This is a genomic window from Leptospira stimsonii, from assembly GCF_003545885.1.
GTDB classification, from domain to species: Bacteria; Spirochaetota; Leptospiria; order Leptospirales; family Leptospiraceae; genus Leptospira; species Leptospira stimsonii.
Genome location: NZ_QHCT01000017.1, coordinates 1 through 15839, shown reverse-complemented (window position 1 = coordinate 15839; position 15839 = coordinate 1). Strand labels below are relative to the sequence as shown.

General features: G+C 34.0%; 14 protein-coding genes and 1 pseudogene. 11 read left to right on the top strand and 4 right to left on the bottom strand.

Features of this window, described 5'->3' with window-relative positions:
- Window positions 1-855 precede the first annotated feature (855 nt).
- Window positions 856-1812, bottom strand: coding sequence for an aldo/keto reductase (locus DLM75_RS23715; protein ID WP_118970987.1), 957 nt, complete (start codon window positions 1810-1812; stop codon window positions 856-858).
- Between the two features lie 646 nt (window positions 1813-2458).
- Here DLM75_RS23715 and DLM75_RS23710 point away from each other — a divergent pair.
- From DLM75_RS23710 to DLM75_RS23655, 10 genes are all read left to right on the top strand, one after another.
- Window positions 2459-3046, top strand: a complete 588-nt coding sequence (locus tag DLM75_RS23710; protein ID WP_118970986.1) for a hypothetical protein — start codon at window positions 2459-2461, stop codon at window positions 3044-3046.
- Between the two features lie 312 nt (window positions 3047-3358).
- Window positions 3359-4000 (top strand): hypothetical protein, encoded by a 642-nt coding sequence (locus tag DLM75_RS23705; RefSeq protein WP_118970985.1) that lies wholly within the window; start codon window positions 3359-3361, stop codon window positions 3998-4000.
- An 803-nt stretch (window positions 4001-4803) separates the two neighbouring features.
- Window positions 4804-5313, top strand: coding sequence for a hypothetical protein (locus DLM75_RS24165; protein WP_147456701.1), 510 nt, complete (start codon window positions 4804-4806; stop codon window positions 5311-5313).
- 43 nt (window positions 5314-5356) lie between these two features.
- Window positions 5357-5857 carry a hypothetical protein gene (locus tag DLM75_RS24785; RefSeq protein ID WP_241548033.1) on the top strand — a complete coding sequence of 167 codons (501 nt, stop codon included), beginning with the start codon at window positions 5357-5359 and terminating at the stop codon, window positions 5855-5857.
- Entirely contained in the window at window positions 5841-6368 is a 528-nt protein-coding gene (locus DLM75_RS23685; RefSeq protein WP_147456700.1) for a hypothetical protein, read from the top strand. Before DLM75_RS24785 ends, DLM75_RS23685 begins: the two co-directional genes overlap by 17 nt.
- 144 nt (window positions 6369-6512) lie before the next feature.
- On the top strand, window positions 6513-6644 hold the full coding sequence (locus DLM75_RS24860; protein WP_277738630.1) for a hypothetical protein: 132 nt from the start codon (window positions 6513-6515) through the stop codon (window positions 6642-6644).
- 25 nt (window positions 6645-6669) lie between these two features.
- Window positions 6670-7323, top strand: a complete 654-nt coding sequence (locus tag DLM75_RS23675) for a hypothetical protein (RefSeq protein ID WP_118970980.1) — start codon at window positions 6670-6672, stop codon at window positions 7321-7323.
- Between the two features lie 820 nt (window positions 7324-8143).
- Window positions 8144-8518 carry a hypothetical protein gene (locus tag DLM75_RS23665; protein WP_118970978.1) on the top strand — a complete coding sequence of 125 codons (375 nt, stop codon included), beginning with the start codon at window positions 8144-8146 and terminating at the stop codon, window positions 8516-8518.
- 95 nt (window positions 8519-8613) lie between these two features.
- Complete coding sequence (locus tag DLM75_RS23660; RefSeq protein ID WP_118970977.1) at window positions 8614-9531, top strand: hypothetical protein; 918 nt, start codon at window positions 8614-8616, stop codon at window positions 9529-9531.
- A 166-nt stretch (window positions 9532-9697) separates the two neighbouring features.
- Window positions 9698-9898, top strand: a complete 201-nt coding sequence (locus tag DLM75_RS23655; protein ID WP_118970976.1) for a hypothetical protein — start codon at window positions 9698-9700, stop codon at window positions 9896-9898.
- Window positions 9899-10129: 231 nt separating this feature from the next.
- On the opposite strand, the gene DLM75_RS23650 is transcribed toward DLM75_RS23655, so the two are convergent.
- Complete coding sequence (locus DLM75_RS23650; RefSeq protein ID WP_147456699.1) at window positions 10130-10639, bottom strand: hypothetical protein; 510 nt, start codon at window positions 10637-10639, stop codon at window positions 10130-10132.
- A gap of 517 nt (window positions 10640-11156) precedes the next feature.
- Window positions 11157-11258, bottom strand: a pseudogene (locus DLM75_RS25105) (type II toxin-antitoxin system RelE/ParE family toxin); the annotation flags it as partial.
- Between the two features lie 133 nt (window positions 11259-11391).
- Between DLM75_RS25105 and DLM75_RS23635 the strand changes: the two are divergent.
- Complete coding sequence (locus tag DLM75_RS23635; protein ID WP_118970974.1) at window positions 11392-14142, top strand: DNA methyltransferase; 2751 nt, start codon at window positions 11392-11394, stop codon at window positions 14140-14142.
- Window positions 14143-14325: 183 nt separating this feature from the next.
- Here DLM75_RS23635 and DLM75_RS23630 read toward each other — a convergent pair whose 3' ends face one another.
- Complete coding sequence (locus tag DLM75_RS23630) at window positions 14326-14625, bottom strand: hypothetical protein (RefSeq protein WP_118970973.1); 300 nt, start codon at window positions 14623-14625, stop codon at window positions 14326-14328.
- Window positions 14626-15839 lie beyond the last annotated feature (1214 nt).

The window sequence follows — 15839 nt, the reverse complement described above, 5'->3', positions numbered from 1 at the left end:
CCCTTATGAAGTTCTGAAAAATAAATTGCATTTAAAAGAAAAAGTAAAGATAGTTGGACGAGGTCGCTAGTAGTACACAGGTTAGAATTGCTAGAAGCAGTTTTATTTCAATCCAATCGAGCTTCATCAAGTAAGATAAATTCCTTTGAGCTAAGGTTGCAAGATTTACACGTGATCTTAAAAAACCAAATATTCTCTTTTCGAATAATTCGTTTCTGAGTGATTATGCCGAACCAATGCTTTCAGTTCGGACAGGCTTTCACGTTGATTTTCGAGGTTAGAAGTTTCATAAATATAATTTTGTATTTTTTTTCCAGTAATTCGAAATTCTTTCAATAGAATTCCAGCATAGCCTAAATGATTTTTGCCAAGAATCATCATACAAATGTTTTAAGCTAATTTTTGAGCGATGAAAGCAATGGTCCCAAGCCGAAAGTTGCCGATGCGGATCTATCAACATTCTAAGATTTTTAGAAGTGCAGTTTCCTTCGGCGGATCGAGACCAATTTACGGTATTTCTCTCTTTCTCATTTTGCTCAGTTTCTCTATAAAAGGCATTTAGCTTAGCAGATAACGTCCTAAATCTTTCGCACATTTAAGAATCAAAGAGAAGGCTCTCTTCCGATTGAATTTGTAGTGAAGTAAATTCAAAAAAAAAGTAGAACCCCAAATGAGAACAAAAGAAGAAAAAGCGCACTTGAAAGTAATCCAAGTGGATGAGACAACTCGCGGAAAGAATTGAAAGAGGTTCAGTGGAAGAAACCTGAACGCTCTCTTAGATGAATGAGGAAGCAGATAAACTCTGCAAGGCCTCGAGGTATAACAGGAATCCCTTCAGACACAACCCTGGTTACGTTAGTAACGACTTCCAGCGGTCATTTTAGGTATAGACGATTCAATAAGTTGCATATCGCCATGAGTAAGAATAACTTTATATGCTCCTAAATTTTCTTCGAGACGATGAATTTTTCTTGTACCAGGAATTGCTGTAATATTCTCATTTTGACTCAATATCCAGGACAGAGCAATCTGTGCTTTCGTTACTCCTTTGGCTTTCGCTAATTGATCTATTACTTCAACAAATTTGATATTCTCTTTAATTGCATCCTCTGTAAATCGTGGGTTATTTAGTCTAAAGTCACCAGCCTCAAAATCAGCACGACTTTGAATTGCTCCCGTTAAAAAACCTCGACCTAATGGACTGTATGAAACAAAAGTAATTCCAAGTTCTTTACAAACTTCAAAGATTTCTTGTTCTGGTTCACGACTCCACAAAGAGTATTCCGATTGAATCGCGGTTACTGGATGAACTTTGTGGGCTCTGCGTATCGTTTCGGCATTTACCTCTGATAAACCAATGCACTTTACTTTTCCTTGTTTGACCAAATCAGACATTGCGCCAACTATAACTTCAATCTCAACATCCGGTGCTTGGCGATGCATATAATATAAATCAATAGATTCCACACCTAAATTTGAAAGACTTTGCTCGCAGGCTTTTTGAATATATTCAGGTTGTCCATTGAGTCCAAACCATTCTCCATTCGGACCTCTCATCACTGCAAATTTTGTCGCCAAAACAACTTTATCCCATTTGCCCTTAAATGCTTTCCCAAGGAGTTTTTCATTTGCTCCACTACCATACATATCTGCTGTATCAAAAAAATTAACGCCTAAATCAACTGCTCTGTGAAGAGTATTTATTGATTCTGTTTCATTAAATGGACCGTAAAACTCAGACATGCCCATGCAACCAAGACCAATTCGATTCACACTTAATGTGCTGTTTCCTAATATTGTTGAACTCTTCATTTTAATTACCTGTTAATTGCAGACGCAAAGTTTATCTTTTATAATTAAATTACTAGATTTAAACATTTCAACCAATAATTCCAGCCTATTTATGGGAGATTTTTCTAATATTAAGACCGCCTTTAATTGATTTTTTAAAAGTGCTTTAGGAGAAAAAAGTTTCAATATTCTTCACAGATATAAACTCCAATGCTATATAATATGTTTTTCAGGTGATTAAACCTTTGCGAACGGGAATCGTACCAGTTTTGAAGCGGACTTTTGGATTGAAAGTTTCTCCTCATTCTGTAGAAGCAAGGAGTCCCGCTATTTGGGATGTTAGGAAAAAATAGGGGTGGAACTTAAATTTAGAGCAAATTGAAAAAGTGTAAGATTTTAAAACGCGACCGAGTAAAAATCATGCCCTCTGCTTTCTCCGAATTCAGAAAGAAAATGAAATCCTGTCAAACAATAATCCTTGCTAAGAATTTGGAACGAAATTGAGGGTTATGAATAAGACATTGGCCAAAAATACTTCATAAACTCAATTTTTAGAAATGTGGCCTGAATTTTCTAACATAAATTGAATACTCTGTATACATCAAATTGTTAATATGCGAAATAAATTTAAATTATAAAGTTTTAATCCATAAAGAGAAAAAAGTAAATGAACGATTTTTATAGTATTTTTAGATTTGCGTTACCCGGAATTTCTTCTATCACTGAATTCATAATTCTTTTTTCCCTTTCCATGAATTGGAAAAGTGTATTGCAAATAACTCAGGATAAGAATTCAAATTTACCTTCTACATTAGAGATTGCTCTTTTTACTTTTTTTACAATCGGCATTGGCTTCATTTATAACTTAATCTATAGAACAATGCCGTGTATGAGAATTGATTATTCAGCATTCGCAAATAAATTGAAGAACGATAAACTAATTTCCATAGATTTTAAAGACTTTGCCACTGGACAGTCTGTATTAGACAAAATAACTAAAGAAAATGCCTGGGGAATTTTTAATACACTTTGGCATTCGCGTTCTGGAAATTCACCGCTTATTAAGGAAGCCACTGAAAGATCTGAAAAATTTGCTCATTTATTGCGTAACTCCGGAACGTCTTTAATAGGATTTGCAACTGCATTGATGGTTTATTATTTAGTAGTTCTTAATTTCTACGAATATTTTGATCGTTGTAGATTATTTCTTTTTTTTTATATTTCTGGTCTTTCCTTTGGGGAGCGCCCACATTAAGTTTTTCTGTAGGACATTACATGATTTCCGAAGATTTAATGAAGTAATATTATACGCCGATTTAAGTAAGACTTCCTCCAAAATATCGAAATCTAAAAAAATAAAAAACAAATAATAAATTTAACTATAGTATGATTGCAAAGACTTCAAATACCTCCGACATCTCTCTCCGTTTTGTCATACACGATCCCGCCCGGATTAATCACAGGAAAAAGCAAATTTGCTTCGTTACTTCGGTTGACACGAGGTTCGAGAAGCCTAATTCGCCCTGCGATAGACTAAAAAAAATAAATTATTAAAAAAAGGATTTAAATGAAGAAAAAAATAATCGTATCGCTTATATTTATAATGGCATCAGGTATATTTGCTGAATCTGATTCGAAAAGGAGGAATCTATTTAATGAAGCCACCTATTCAGAAGGAATCAAATATCCAAAAGCGAAACTTAATAGAATTGATGATAGCGTCATGGATAAGGACAATAATATAAATACGCAACCTGATGTGATCGGGTATTATACATACAACTATGGTACTCGAGAAGAGAAGCTTGCAAGTGTTTACGCTTTTGAAAATTCTCCAAAGCCGAAGCTATTTGGACAGACTACCAGTCTCCTTTTTGAATACGTTATAAAATCTACTGTTGGGATTGGGCTTAGCCTAAACGGTTCAAATTTTCAAGCTTCTCATCTTAGCTATTTAAAATTTGAATCATTACTTGATTTAAGTTATATTAAAAATGTAACACCTGGATTCACAGGTTTTTCGATTGATCAACTCAATACCTACGAAATTTTACTTCCATATCAGACTCATCATGAAAATGAGTTTTTAAAAATTAGGACTGCGAATATAAATTTATCTTATCATTTTTTGAAGGGATCAGATTTTGATCCGTATGTTAAAATAGCTTTTGGGTATGGAAAGGAAGGCGTTACCGACTCGAAAATATAGCAAAGTAGTCTTATGATTGGAACCAGGTATTTCCTAAGCAATGGGCTTTATTTACTTGCCGAGGCAGTAGGCAATAATTACGACGCTTATAGAGTGACTAACGGAACTTTAAAGAATATTTTAAACGAAAAAGACAGGCACGTTTGGTCTTTACAAGAATGTTCTGCTAAAGTGGGTGTAGGAATTAATTTTTAGCGATTTGCGTCTCAAGCTTACTTCGGTTTTTCGAATCTTTTTTTAAATGGGTAGTGGGAATCGCGACAGAATTACATAATATCGGAAGTGGAGTCGGAAAAGGTTCCAGGTTCCTGAACGAAATAGGAAACGGATATAAATTATTCGCGACTAATGGAGACCGCTCGAAACTTTACTCTAATATTTGTAAATTAAGGTATTTTATTATAATTTTACTTTAAAAGACTTTGCCTCCATTTATATAAAATAAATCTATCGAATAAAATATGGAAAATGAAAATAAGAACAAAACAGAAAGCTCACTGTGGGATCAGTTAAAATCCTCCGCGTCTGAACGATTCGGGAGTCCATTTTATTTCTCATTCATTACTGCCTTTATAGTTTATAACTGGGAATTGTTCTATATTCTCCTTTTCGAAAAGAACAAATTTTTGCAATTTAATACGTTTCTCTCAATATATTCAATTTGTTGGTTTGAGCCAATATTCTGGGCATTTGGATATTCAACGATTTACGTTATCCCCAATGTATTCTTCGATTATATTGCGCATATCTACAAGACCATCGGGGAAAATAAAAAAAACTTATATTCTTATAAGAATCTTTACATGGATAAAATAACTGAATTTAAAATTGAAAATAAATTTAGAGATACAATTCAAATTAAAACGAATGAAATAGATGAAAAAACGGAAAGGATTAGAGAGAATGACAAAAATAATGAAAGCAAGTTACTAAAGCTCTTCGCCGATAGTGTAGGTTATAAGCGAGAGAATTTGGTAATTAAAAAAAAGCATCCTAAGGATCCGCAGAAAGATTATATAGGTCATGTCGTGGTTTCAGAATATTCTTCTTCTTTTGCTTTCTTATTTAATTCTCCGGATGCCCCGCTTGTTACTAGCCTGAAATCGATGCTAACGAACGTTATTGAAAAACCTCGGGAACAAATTGGGATTTGTGTAGGAGTGTTGGAAGAGTATATAATTTTCTTAACTTCTGGCTATGTTAAATTAGTGATTGATCAACTTCAGATTGTTAATAAGAAAGAAATTCCTAATGTAGAAAAGGAGACTGGAAAACTTAGTGGTTTGATAGCAAACAATATTTTTGCAGGCTGATTCGATTGTGAATTCTCAAACTTTACCAGGAAGTAATCTTTATATGTATGTTGATGGAAATCCATTGCAGTATAATGATCCAACTGGTAACAATGCTTGGATTCACATGCTTAACCGAATCATCGGGCATATGATCGGTAAACATTTTGGGGATAAAAATATTTCGAAACGATTGAGCTCAGGTGGAATAACTAAAGGGTTAAGTAAGGCAACTTTCATTTCTCATGATCGATGGAGGGTTTTTGAAAATAGTCGTGTCTATCATCAATTTGGACTGTCAAAATCTAAAGAGTGGTTTAATAAACAAGTTACGACTAAAGATATGAAGCTCTTTAAAAACTGGAATCGATCTTGTTCTGGGAAAGGTGACGGAGGTAGTCCAAGTCCAAATTGTTTATACGATTCTTATAAATATTATACACATGTTGGGAAGCAAAATCCGGAAGAAACTAAGGTCTATCTTGCTTTTATTACTATTGCAATTGGAGAACCAATTCTCGATCGTTTATTGGCGCTAATTGTATACTATGAAGGCAAAAAATAAAAGTATGCTGAATTTTATCCTAGTTGGCGTTACTTTTATATTAGGATGGTCTACTTCGAATTTATCCGAATCTGTAGCTATCAAGAAATTAAAAGTTACTCTACCTACAGAAGCAAACAAATTTGAAAAGAATAAAGTAGAATTACGGGATACAGACGGGACGATTATCTTTCGAGAACGCTTTTTTGGAAGTTCATTTACTATACCTTTCTATTCTGAGTTTCGCGGAAAAGTTATGGTCATTGAAAATGAAGAAAGGAATTTTTTCCATTGTAGAACTATTTTTAGATACCAAGTTGTTATTCCAGACAATGATTTGGATGAAATAATCTTGAATCATAAATTGAAAATATCAAATAAAGATAGTTATATCAAATTATTTAGAGATAATAAAATACTGAGTATAATTGAAACAATCGCTGGAGCTATTTTATTCCCGATAACCATTACTTTTGGGGACTGGCCTTATTGCATAAGAGAAATGGAAATCTCTCCTCCTCCTTTATTGTAATTTCGATCAAAGTCGAAAAGCAATTAATGCTATTAAATCGAATTTGATCGATATGTCGGAATATTGATTGTCTATAAAGTGTTTGTTGGAGTAAAATTCCAATGCAAGAGTGGAAATCAAAGTAGCCCTTTCGGAGGGTGTAACTTGGCAGTATCAAGCCCGGACATCGTTTTAATGGTTCAAGTTGAAAAATACAAACTCGGCATTGCTTTTGATGGATCCGGGGGACATGGAACTCCGGATGAAGATGATGAAATTACTAGCGGGGAAAAATAAGTAGATTTTAGGTCTTGACCAAAAAATGAAAATAATTCTTAGAAGTTCGCTCTCTTTTCTAATTCTGTTTATGATCTCATGCAATGACGGAAGATTTGTTTCTCCAGGAATTAGATCTAATATATATTTAAAGGAGAACTTACGCTCAAGTAGTCCGATAGATAATAAAATCTTTGTAAAAGCAGTTAGGCTTAATCCAGATAATTTTGAATCTATCAAAGAAGATGCTAACAATTATACAGATACAAAGGTAACTAAGGAAGAAGTCGAAAAGTTATTCAATTTGGATTTGAAATCTAGGATTGGATTTTTATTGATAATAGGTAGCCGAAGACGGGATTCAAAATCTGAATTGGTAAATTTAAGTGTTGAACCAAAATTGAGTGATTGTCTTCCGGCAGAAAAGATCGTTTTCCCATATACGTTTATTGTATTTGATCGTTTAGACTTAGGCATATTGAGACCTCACATCTTTGCTTATCCGAAGTATCCGAGTGAATCCTATAGCTGGCAATATGAACCTACTGCATCCAACGTTGATATTTGGACAAAAGAAACGTTAAGAGTGCTAATATTTTTTCCAGAGAGTTGTTTTTCCCAAAAGAACATTCCGTTAATCGTTGAGATTAGCGATCAAGAAAAGAATAAGAATTCGTATTCTTTTAACATAATTAGATGAATTTAATACCGATGAATAAATTCTGGATTTACAAGATCGTAAAAATAGAAAAAATTTTGCATTCTTAACTTCTCTAAAAATTTATTATAAAAAGGAGAATAGCAATAAGAGAAATATTTGTCGCAACTTTATAATGATTCAAATTATAAAGAAGATAATTTTTAATAATTTTGTGGCGATTACGATAAGCGCAATATGAGCGATATTCGTTTATTCAATAATGCTAAAATGTATGGTAATAAATAAATACTTTCAACAATACTTCGGAAGCTGGCATAATAATTATAAGCCTTGTTGGTAACGTGAGATATATTTTATTGTATTCTTTGTTTGCACTAGTATTTAGTCAAATTTTGTCTTCAAAAGAAAAAGTCAAAAAAAAGCTTCCACCTTTGACAATGAACGTTGAATCAGATCAATCGAGTTATTATGAACAATTGAAGAGATGCTCTCTGAATTTCGATAATTGTAAATCGAAGTGCTATAGGGAGTATCCCTACTCCTTCTTTGAAGGTTCAAGTAGAGAAGACTGTTTGGATAAATGTATAGATGGAATCCGTCACCTGAATTCTTGCTATTTATATTTTAAAGCTTCAAGAGATCATGATTTTCGAGCTTATACTACTAAATGATCTTAAATGGGTGATCAATAAGGAGACAGTGAAATATAGAAAAGAGTCAATTATGGAAGGAAAGATTCGGTATTCTAAAGGATCCCTTGGAAAGAGCTTTAGGATTCTTAATGATTCCATCCGAATGAAAAGGGTCGAGCGAACAGGAGTTTTATTTTAAGCCTTTTCCAGAGTTTAGGCTTGTGTAGGTGTCGAAAGAGCCAAGTGAACGATTCAAGGAAAAATGGGTAAATAAAAATCATCCATGCGGACTTGGAGTCATGGAAATTAAATTATTTTATCATAATACTCTTCTAAGAAAATTTGATGCTATGAATCTTGAATTCAGATCATTTTTCCCTGTTCCCAAATACTCGAAAGAAAAAAAGAAACAAAATGCGTTCATAATTAAACGCTCGTTAGACTCTTATGTATGTGCGATTGTATCAAATACAGAGAGTCTTTACGATATTGAAGAAGAAAGCCAGAGGAAGGATGAAGAGATTATAAATGATTATTTGGATAGTCTGGAATTAAATTTTAATATTTATTCGCTAGATATTTCATTAGAAGAAGGAACGTAAGTAACTTTACGTTTGTTCAGATATGGCATAATTTATTTAATTGCTAATTAAGTTTCGTAGATTCCTGCTGACAATTTTCAAAATAAAAGGATTTAATGAAAACCACATTCAAATACTTCATCACCGGGTGCTTTCTATTTAGCAGTTTCTTGTTTGCCGAAGAAGAGCAAATAAAGCCTGAAATTCAAAAGCCAAAATTTGAACCAAAATATGAATTAATTATTCGAAGACAGTCGTCTGTGATCGAAACACTCGAATCAAAATGGTTTGAAGAAAAATATCCCTTTTTCATAGATAATCGAAATAAGCGTACTACAAATATTTATTTCGGATTTAAGTTTTTCTTACCCAAAATAAATTCTTACCTAGAAACAAATTTCTTTGAACTGAAGAAATCAAATTTAAGTAAAACCACAATATACTGTTCGAACGACGACTGTTATGTAAAAGATTATAGCATTGGAAGTTATTATAGATTCGATACAGAGCTTAACTTGATTTGGAATGTTTTCAGCGATAAGGTTGGAATTGGTGGTGGTTTACGATATATAAATTCAAATTTAAGTTTGAATCAAGGGGATTCCTTTTTTTTGTATTTAGGATCTCATTCCTACGGACCGCAGATTTCTTTGCGATTTAGAACACCCGCATTTTATAATCTTTATCTTTCAGGTAAATTTAACTACTTTTATTTATTCGGAGACTTGGTGATCCGAAATGGATATCAGGATTCCCGTAACTCTTTGGGGTACAATAATTTCGATGAAGCAACAAGATCGACTTATATCGGAAAAGAATTAGAAGTAGCCTTAAATTATTCCATTTCAGATCAAATCGTAATTTCGTGGGGGGCGGGTGTATTAGGTGCGGTGGCCAGACCTAGGTCGAAAGATGTTCATTCATTAGATTCTTCATATGATTTATCTAGAAACTTGGGGCTCAGGGTATTCGGCGGACTTGAGTACGTAGATTATATTTATAACGCTTTTATCCAGATAAGTTTTAAAATGTAAATGTTTAGCTCATAATTGAGTACGATGTGTAAAGGATGAATGGGTACTCTCATTAGAGGATCCGGGGAATCGCGACAGAATTACATATTATCGGAAGTCGCCTGTTGATTCCATCACGAATAGAGCTTTCTTTTCCAAAGTTACTTTTTGAAGTGGATAATTGAATATGGAGTATATTGATTATATTAGAAATCACGATGAATATATTCTCGGACATGAATTAGTAGATGAACACCTGAATTTAAAAATAGAAATTGCACGAATACGAAAGAATCCATTTAAGGATTTAATTGATAAAATAGAACCTGATAAATGGCGCTTTATAAAGACCGAAGGGGTTAGGTTACTTCAAGCTTATGATTGGTAATTAATGGGTCTTGAACGGGCTCTCACTTAGATTTCTTATGCGCGAAGAAATAGGAAAAAGCTTACGTTGTAATGATTCCAAAAGATAAAAAGCAGGACGGCCTTCTGAAGAGTGTTAAGGCTATTCAATTTTCAGCAAGGCGACTACAAAAATATATTGAGGATTACATCGCCTGGCTGATCGATTATCCCAAGACATATAAATAGATTTATCGAAAGTAAAGCTTAAAATTCAGTTTCTTGATAAATAATTTTCAAGAAGGTGTTCGATGGCTTGTACCAGATCCTTTAATTCTAAATCCTCGCTTCCTGAAACATCTTGAATATTGTAAAAAAGTTTACTGTAAAGTCCCTCTCTCGTCCCTTTGTCTTTATTTACTGTATAACCAAGATAAGTAATCCAAAGGTTCCAATGATACGATTGTAATTTTTTTAAATATTCATTCATATGATTTCCATAAACTACTATAGCTTCTAAGAAATCTAATTCCAATTTAGAAAATTGGTCAGATACGGCTTGCCACCGATTGTTTAATATGGAATCTTCTTGCTGGCTTGCGCGATCTGAACCATAACCTATTTCAGCGAATTGAATTGGAGTTCTAAGCTGTCTAATATCGGCCCGATAGGAATATATATTCATCAAAATTCTTTTCGATAACATATATTTATCTTTTCCGGCCAGCTCTTTCTTCCATGTATTTAAAGCAGACCTGGCTGTCCAATAAGTCAAATATGCCAATCCGCCCGTGAAAGCATCCTTCATGAGATTATATAAACCGTAGCCTTCAATGAAATCGAAAATCTCGCACATTCTAATTTACCTCAATTTAAATAAACGTTCTTGCTCAAGCTTAGGATTTCAATATCTATTTTTGAAATTGCCATTTACATTAACTACGGAAATAATTGAAAAGCTCGGCATTGTGTGAAGACTCTTAGTTCCTTTTCTCGATCATGCTGAATCTGGCGAAGTTCAAAACTATTTTGCAAGTTTAGTCAACAGGAATCTAATTGTTCAAAGAAACGACCAAGCCTCGCAGAAACGTCAGCAGATATCCCACGTTTGCCAGAAATAATATCGTATAAGTTAGAGTTCGGGATTCCAGTAATTTTCGATGGTTAATACGCAGTAATTTCTAACTCTATAAGAAGGTCCGAAAGGTATTCTCCTGGATGTATGTTAAGAAAACTTTTACTCATTTCGCCACCCCTTAATGATAATCGACAATTTCTACCTTTTCTGCGTTTCCGCCATTCTAAGAAAATACAATTCTAAATTGCAAATCAATGGAAATCGAATATTGACCTTCCTTATCTCCTGAAAGTTCATGTCGCCGATTGCTTGGCGGAATCAAAAGTATAATTAATTCAAAGAAAAATTAAGAATAAAATTGTTCTAAATCATCTTTATTGAAATTTAGTATAATTATTCTTGAATTGAACTTAAATTTTACAATTAGCTTGCTAATTAATAGAGACGAGAGCGAATAAATGGCATTAAGTTGGAATGAAATAAAAGATAGGGCAGTAAGGTTCTCAAAAGAATGGGAAGGAACCACAAGCGAGGAAGCGGATGCAAAGTCCTTTCTTGATGCTTTTTTCGATGTATTTGGAATTAGCCGGAAGCGCGTGGGATTTTTTGAACATAAAGTAAAAAAGCTTAATGAATCCGATGGTTACATCGATCTTCTTTGGAAAGGAATGATTCTTGTTGAAATGAAGAGCTTAGGGAAAGATTTAGATAAAGCCTTTTCTCAAGCAATCGAATACGTTCAAGGGCTAAAAGAGTCTGAAGTTCCAAAATACATTTTAGTTTGTGATTTTGTGACTTTTCGACTATACGATTCCGAAGAACAGACGACCGTCGAATTTAAACTTAAAGAATTCGTTAAAAATGTTCAACATTTTAGTTTTATTGCAGGGTATCAAAAACGAACTTATAAAGAACAAGATCCTGTAAATATAAAAGCGGCCGATTTAATGGGGAATTTACATGATCAATTGAAAGATGTTGGGTATATAGGACATCCTCTGGAAGTTTTTCTTGTTCGTTTGCTATTTTGTCTATTTGCCGAAGATACAACTATATTTAATAAACTTCAATTTCAAGATTATATTGAACAACGAAGCGGTGAAGATGGAAGTGATCTAGCAAGCAGATTGCAAGAGTTGTTTCAAGTATTAAATACACCAAAAGACAAACGACTTAGAAATCTTGATGAACAAATTGCAGATTTTCCGTATGTAAATGGAAAGTTATTTGAGGAAACGCTCCCTATTGCCAGCTTCGACAAGAAAATGCGTCAAGCCCTTTTGGATTGCTGTTATCTTGATTGGAGCAAAATATCGCCTGCAATTTTTGGATCTATGTTTCAAAGTGTGATGAATCCTGATGAACGCCGTAACTTAGGAGCTCATTATACAAGTGAAAAGAATATTCTTAAATTAATTAAGCCATTATTTTTAGATGATTTAGTCGCTGAATTTGAGATTTGCAAAGGAAGCAAATCTAAGTTGATTGAGTTACATAAGAAAATTACTGAATTGAAGTTTCTTGATCCTGCTTGCGGGTGCGGTAACTTTCTGGTAATTACCTATCGCGAACTTCGACTCCTTGAAATTAAAATTCTTAAACAATTGCATAAGTCTGGTCAAGGCATTCTTGATGTATCGGCAATACTTTCGATCGACGTGGACATGATGTATGGAATTGAATATGAAGAATTCCCAGCACGTATTGCGGAAGTAGCTATGTGGCTCATCGATCATCAGATGAATATGCTTGCAAGTGACGAATTTGGGCAATATTTTGTTCGATTGCCTTTAAGAAAGTCGGCAAATATATTTCATGGCGATGCGTTATTAATCGATTGGAACAAAGTCATTTCGCAAGAAAAACTATCATTTATAATGGGTAACCCACCGTTTATAGGAAGTAAACGATTGTCCGAAGAACAAAAGTCAAGCGCAGAATTCGCTTTTGGTAGCTTAAAGAGCCAAGGTTCAATTGATTTTGTTGGAGCCTGGTATGTAAAGGCAACGAAATATATAAAATCATCTAAAAATAAAGAAATACGATGTGCTTTTGTTTCGACAAATAGTATCACTCAAGGCGAACAAGTTGTACTGCTTTGGAAGTGGTTATTACATGAAGGAATAATAATTAATTTCGCTCATCGTACTTTTAAATGGAAAAATGAAGCGAAAGGTGTGGCGGCTGTGCATTGCGTAATTATTGGCTTTGGTCTTAAAAAACAAAAGAATCCAATTATTTATGAATACGACGATGTAAACGGTGAGCCACATGCAATTTCGGCAACTAATATAAATCCATATCTAATAGATTCAACAGATATAATTGCGGAAGGCAGATCAAAACCCATTTCCAATGTGAAGAAAATTGTAAATGGAAGTATTCCTGCCGATGGGGGTAACTTAATTTTATCTTCACAGGAGAGGAAAGAGTTAATACAAAATGAACCTGATGCGAAAAGATACATAAGAAAATATTTAGGCGCAGAAGATTTTCTTAACAATATTGAACGTTACTGTTTATGGTTAATTGATTGTGATCCAGATCAACTTCGAAAAATGCCATTAATTCTAAAACGAGTCGAGTTGGTTAGAACAATGCGTCTTGAAAGCGAAAAAGCCGCAACACGAGCAAAAGCAGCGACCCCCATGCTTTTTACGGAGAATCGTCAACCAACGCAGGGTAATTATTTAGCAATTCCACGAACATCTTCTGAAAATAGAAGAGTGCTACCAATTGGTTTTTTACCACATACTATAATCGCCGCCAACGATTTACAAATAATTCCCAAAGCAAGTTTATACGATTTCGGAATCCTATCTAGTAAGATGCATATGGTTTGGACTCGGACTACAGCGGGAAGATTAAAAAGTGATATTCGCTATTCAGTTAAATATACTTATAACACTTTTGTTTGGCCTGATAATCCAAATGAAAAACGAATCAAAGCAATTGAAGAAATTTCTCAACAAATAATTGATATACGAGGAGAATTTCATAACTCATCTCTGGCTGATTTATATGGACCACTTTCTATGCCTCAAAAGTTAGTGAAAGCCCATAGAGATCTCGACAAGGCAGTCGACCTCGCTTATAGATCGAACGCTTTTCTAAATGATATCAAGAGGTTGGAATTTTTATTTGAACTTTATGCAAGTCAAACTTCAGGACTTTTTAAAGAGGAAAGAAAGATAAGGAACCAAAAATAGATTTCTACACATAATTGAAATTGTCTTAAATGCATAAATATAAGACATTTAATATTACATGAATGGCTAATCTCAAATGAGACATAATTCTAAAGTGACAGAATTACCATTATCGGAAGTAACCTATTACTATGAATAGGATTAGGAAGGTGGAATGAAAGTTTCCCCCTTCCTAAATTCTTATTAAATTGAAGCTAAGAATCGCGCTCCGCACGAAGAACAAAGTCTTCTTCCGAAACTCAAATATGCTTCAGCAAAAGCCTTTTTTCCTTTCTCAAATTCTCCAGGAAGTAAAGTCACTCTTTTACCAAAGTAAATCCGTTCACAAACTGAGCAAAAATCAGACGGATGATATTTGCCGTAAGCGTCTTTGGTCACTCGAACGAAATGAATTTCTTTATTTGCTGGATTTTGATATAATCCAAATTCTTGTGAAAAATCATCACGAAGGGTTTGGATTATCCCTGTGTTATTAAATGCCATAACTGGCCTCCTAAATTTTATCGAGGAGTGCCACAGTTAGAATCTTCGATTGACAGATTTGTTATTTCTGCCTATTATTTAATTGTTCAACTTTTAATAAACAAAATTGGCTCCAGATCCTAACTGTGGCACAAGCACTCTTAAAAAGCGGAACTGTCTTCGCCGGACGGATCCGCTTTCTGTTTTTTAGTGTAGTTTTAAACCGGAAAACAATCCATGAAAAAAATGCCGAGTTAGGAAAAACCGCAAGGATGAAAAAAGAGCTCGATATTTATTATAGAGAAAACAGTCAAGCACGCAATGATCATAATTTGAAATATTTTTATTAATGAATATGAAGAAGAATAAATCATTAATACCTTATTAGTAAAAACTAATCCTACCCCTTGTATTGAGCATACTTGAGCAAGCGTGATAGCCGATACTAAATGCGAGATTTACATCTGAAGAGTTTTCACATGGACTTAATAGTATTTCACTTACGCATGAATCCAAATTATCCGTAGAAACATAGCTATCCTGATTCTTGCAGCTTTGAAGATTTTTACTGTTATCTGTTTCAAAGGGAGGCTTGTAACCATAGCAGAGATTATCCCCGACGCTCAAGAATACTCTCGTCAAAATTCCTTTTTGGCTCATTTCCCCGCAAATAGTAACTTTGAGTACAGCAGTTGCGAATATTTTTTCTTCGGCTTCCTGTCTCGAAACTTGAGAAGGGTCATTTCGGTCTTTTACTGAGTAAAAAGGGTCTAAAATGCAATTTGTGTAAAAACTAATTGATAGGATCGATAGCATAACGATTTTCATGGAGGCTCCTATGGATGAATAATTTAAAAATTAGACCTCAAAAATTCAAAGTCGATCCATCAATCCAGCACGATTACCTTCCGATAAAATCTGTAGTTTAACAACGAATATTTAATTAGCTTCAAGTAGCAAGTAACGAGGAGCGTGCTTGATTTTCTCTGTGAAATTAATAATCGTTACTAATAGATTTCCGTAATTTGAGAGAGGCCTTATTAAAAGCACTATACTTTGCAATGGTATTGAACTTTAGCTAAACCCTCTTTAAAAAGTGATAGTATACGCTCGTGTTTTTCTATTTAATGCCCAAATGCAAGCTGGTAATAAGGGCATATCCTTTTCTTACATTCCACACCCTGCAAAAAGCGGAACCCATCCCTTCCTCCGGAACGTCTTGGGTCCCAGCTTCT

Bases quoted from the DNA above. Each gene is read 5' to 3' on its own strand.
- DLM75_RS23710 (WP_118970986.1), top strand. From the start codon at position 2,459: ATGAACGATTTTTATAGTATTTTTAGATTTGCGTTACCCGGAATTTCT.
- DLM75_RS23630 (WP_118970973.1), bottom strand. From the start codon at position 14,625: ATGGCATTTAATAACACAGGGATAATCCAAACCCTTCGTGATGATTTT.
- DLM75_RS24165 (WP_147456701.1), top strand. From the start codon at position 4,804: ATGGATAAAATAACTGAATTTAAAATTGAAAATAAATTTAGAGATACA.
- DLM75_RS23715 (WP_118970987.1), bottom strand. From the start codon at position 1,812: ATGAAGAGTTCAACAATATTAGGAAACAGCACATTAAGTGTGAATCGA.
- DLM75_RS23705 (WP_118970985.1), top strand. From the start codon at position 3,359: ATGAAGAAAAAAATAATCGTATCGCTTATATTTATAATGGCATCAGGT.
- DLM75_RS24785 (WP_241548033.1), top strand. From the start codon at position 5,357: ATGTATGTTGATGGAAATCCATTGCAGTATAATGATCCAACTGGTAAC.
- DLM75_RS23675 (WP_118970980.1), top strand. From the start codon at position 6,670: ATGAAAATAATTCTTAGAAGTTCGCTCTCTTTTCTAATTCTGTTTATG.
- DLM75_RS23660 (WP_118970977.1), top strand. From the start codon at position 8,614: ATGAAAACCACATTCAAATACTTCATCACCGGGTGCTTTCTATTTAGC.
- DLM75_RS23685 (WP_147456700.1), top strand. From the start codon at position 5,841: ATGAAGGCAAAAAATAAAAGTATGCTGAATTTTATCCTAGTTGGCGTT.
- DLM75_RS23635 (WP_118970974.1), top strand. From the start codon at position 11,392: ATGGCATTAAGTTGGAATGAAATAAAAGATAGGGCAGTAAGGTTCTCA.
- DLM75_RS23655 (WP_118970976.1), top strand. From the start codon at position 9,698: ATGGAGTATATTGATTATATTAGAAATCACGATGAATATATTCTCGGA.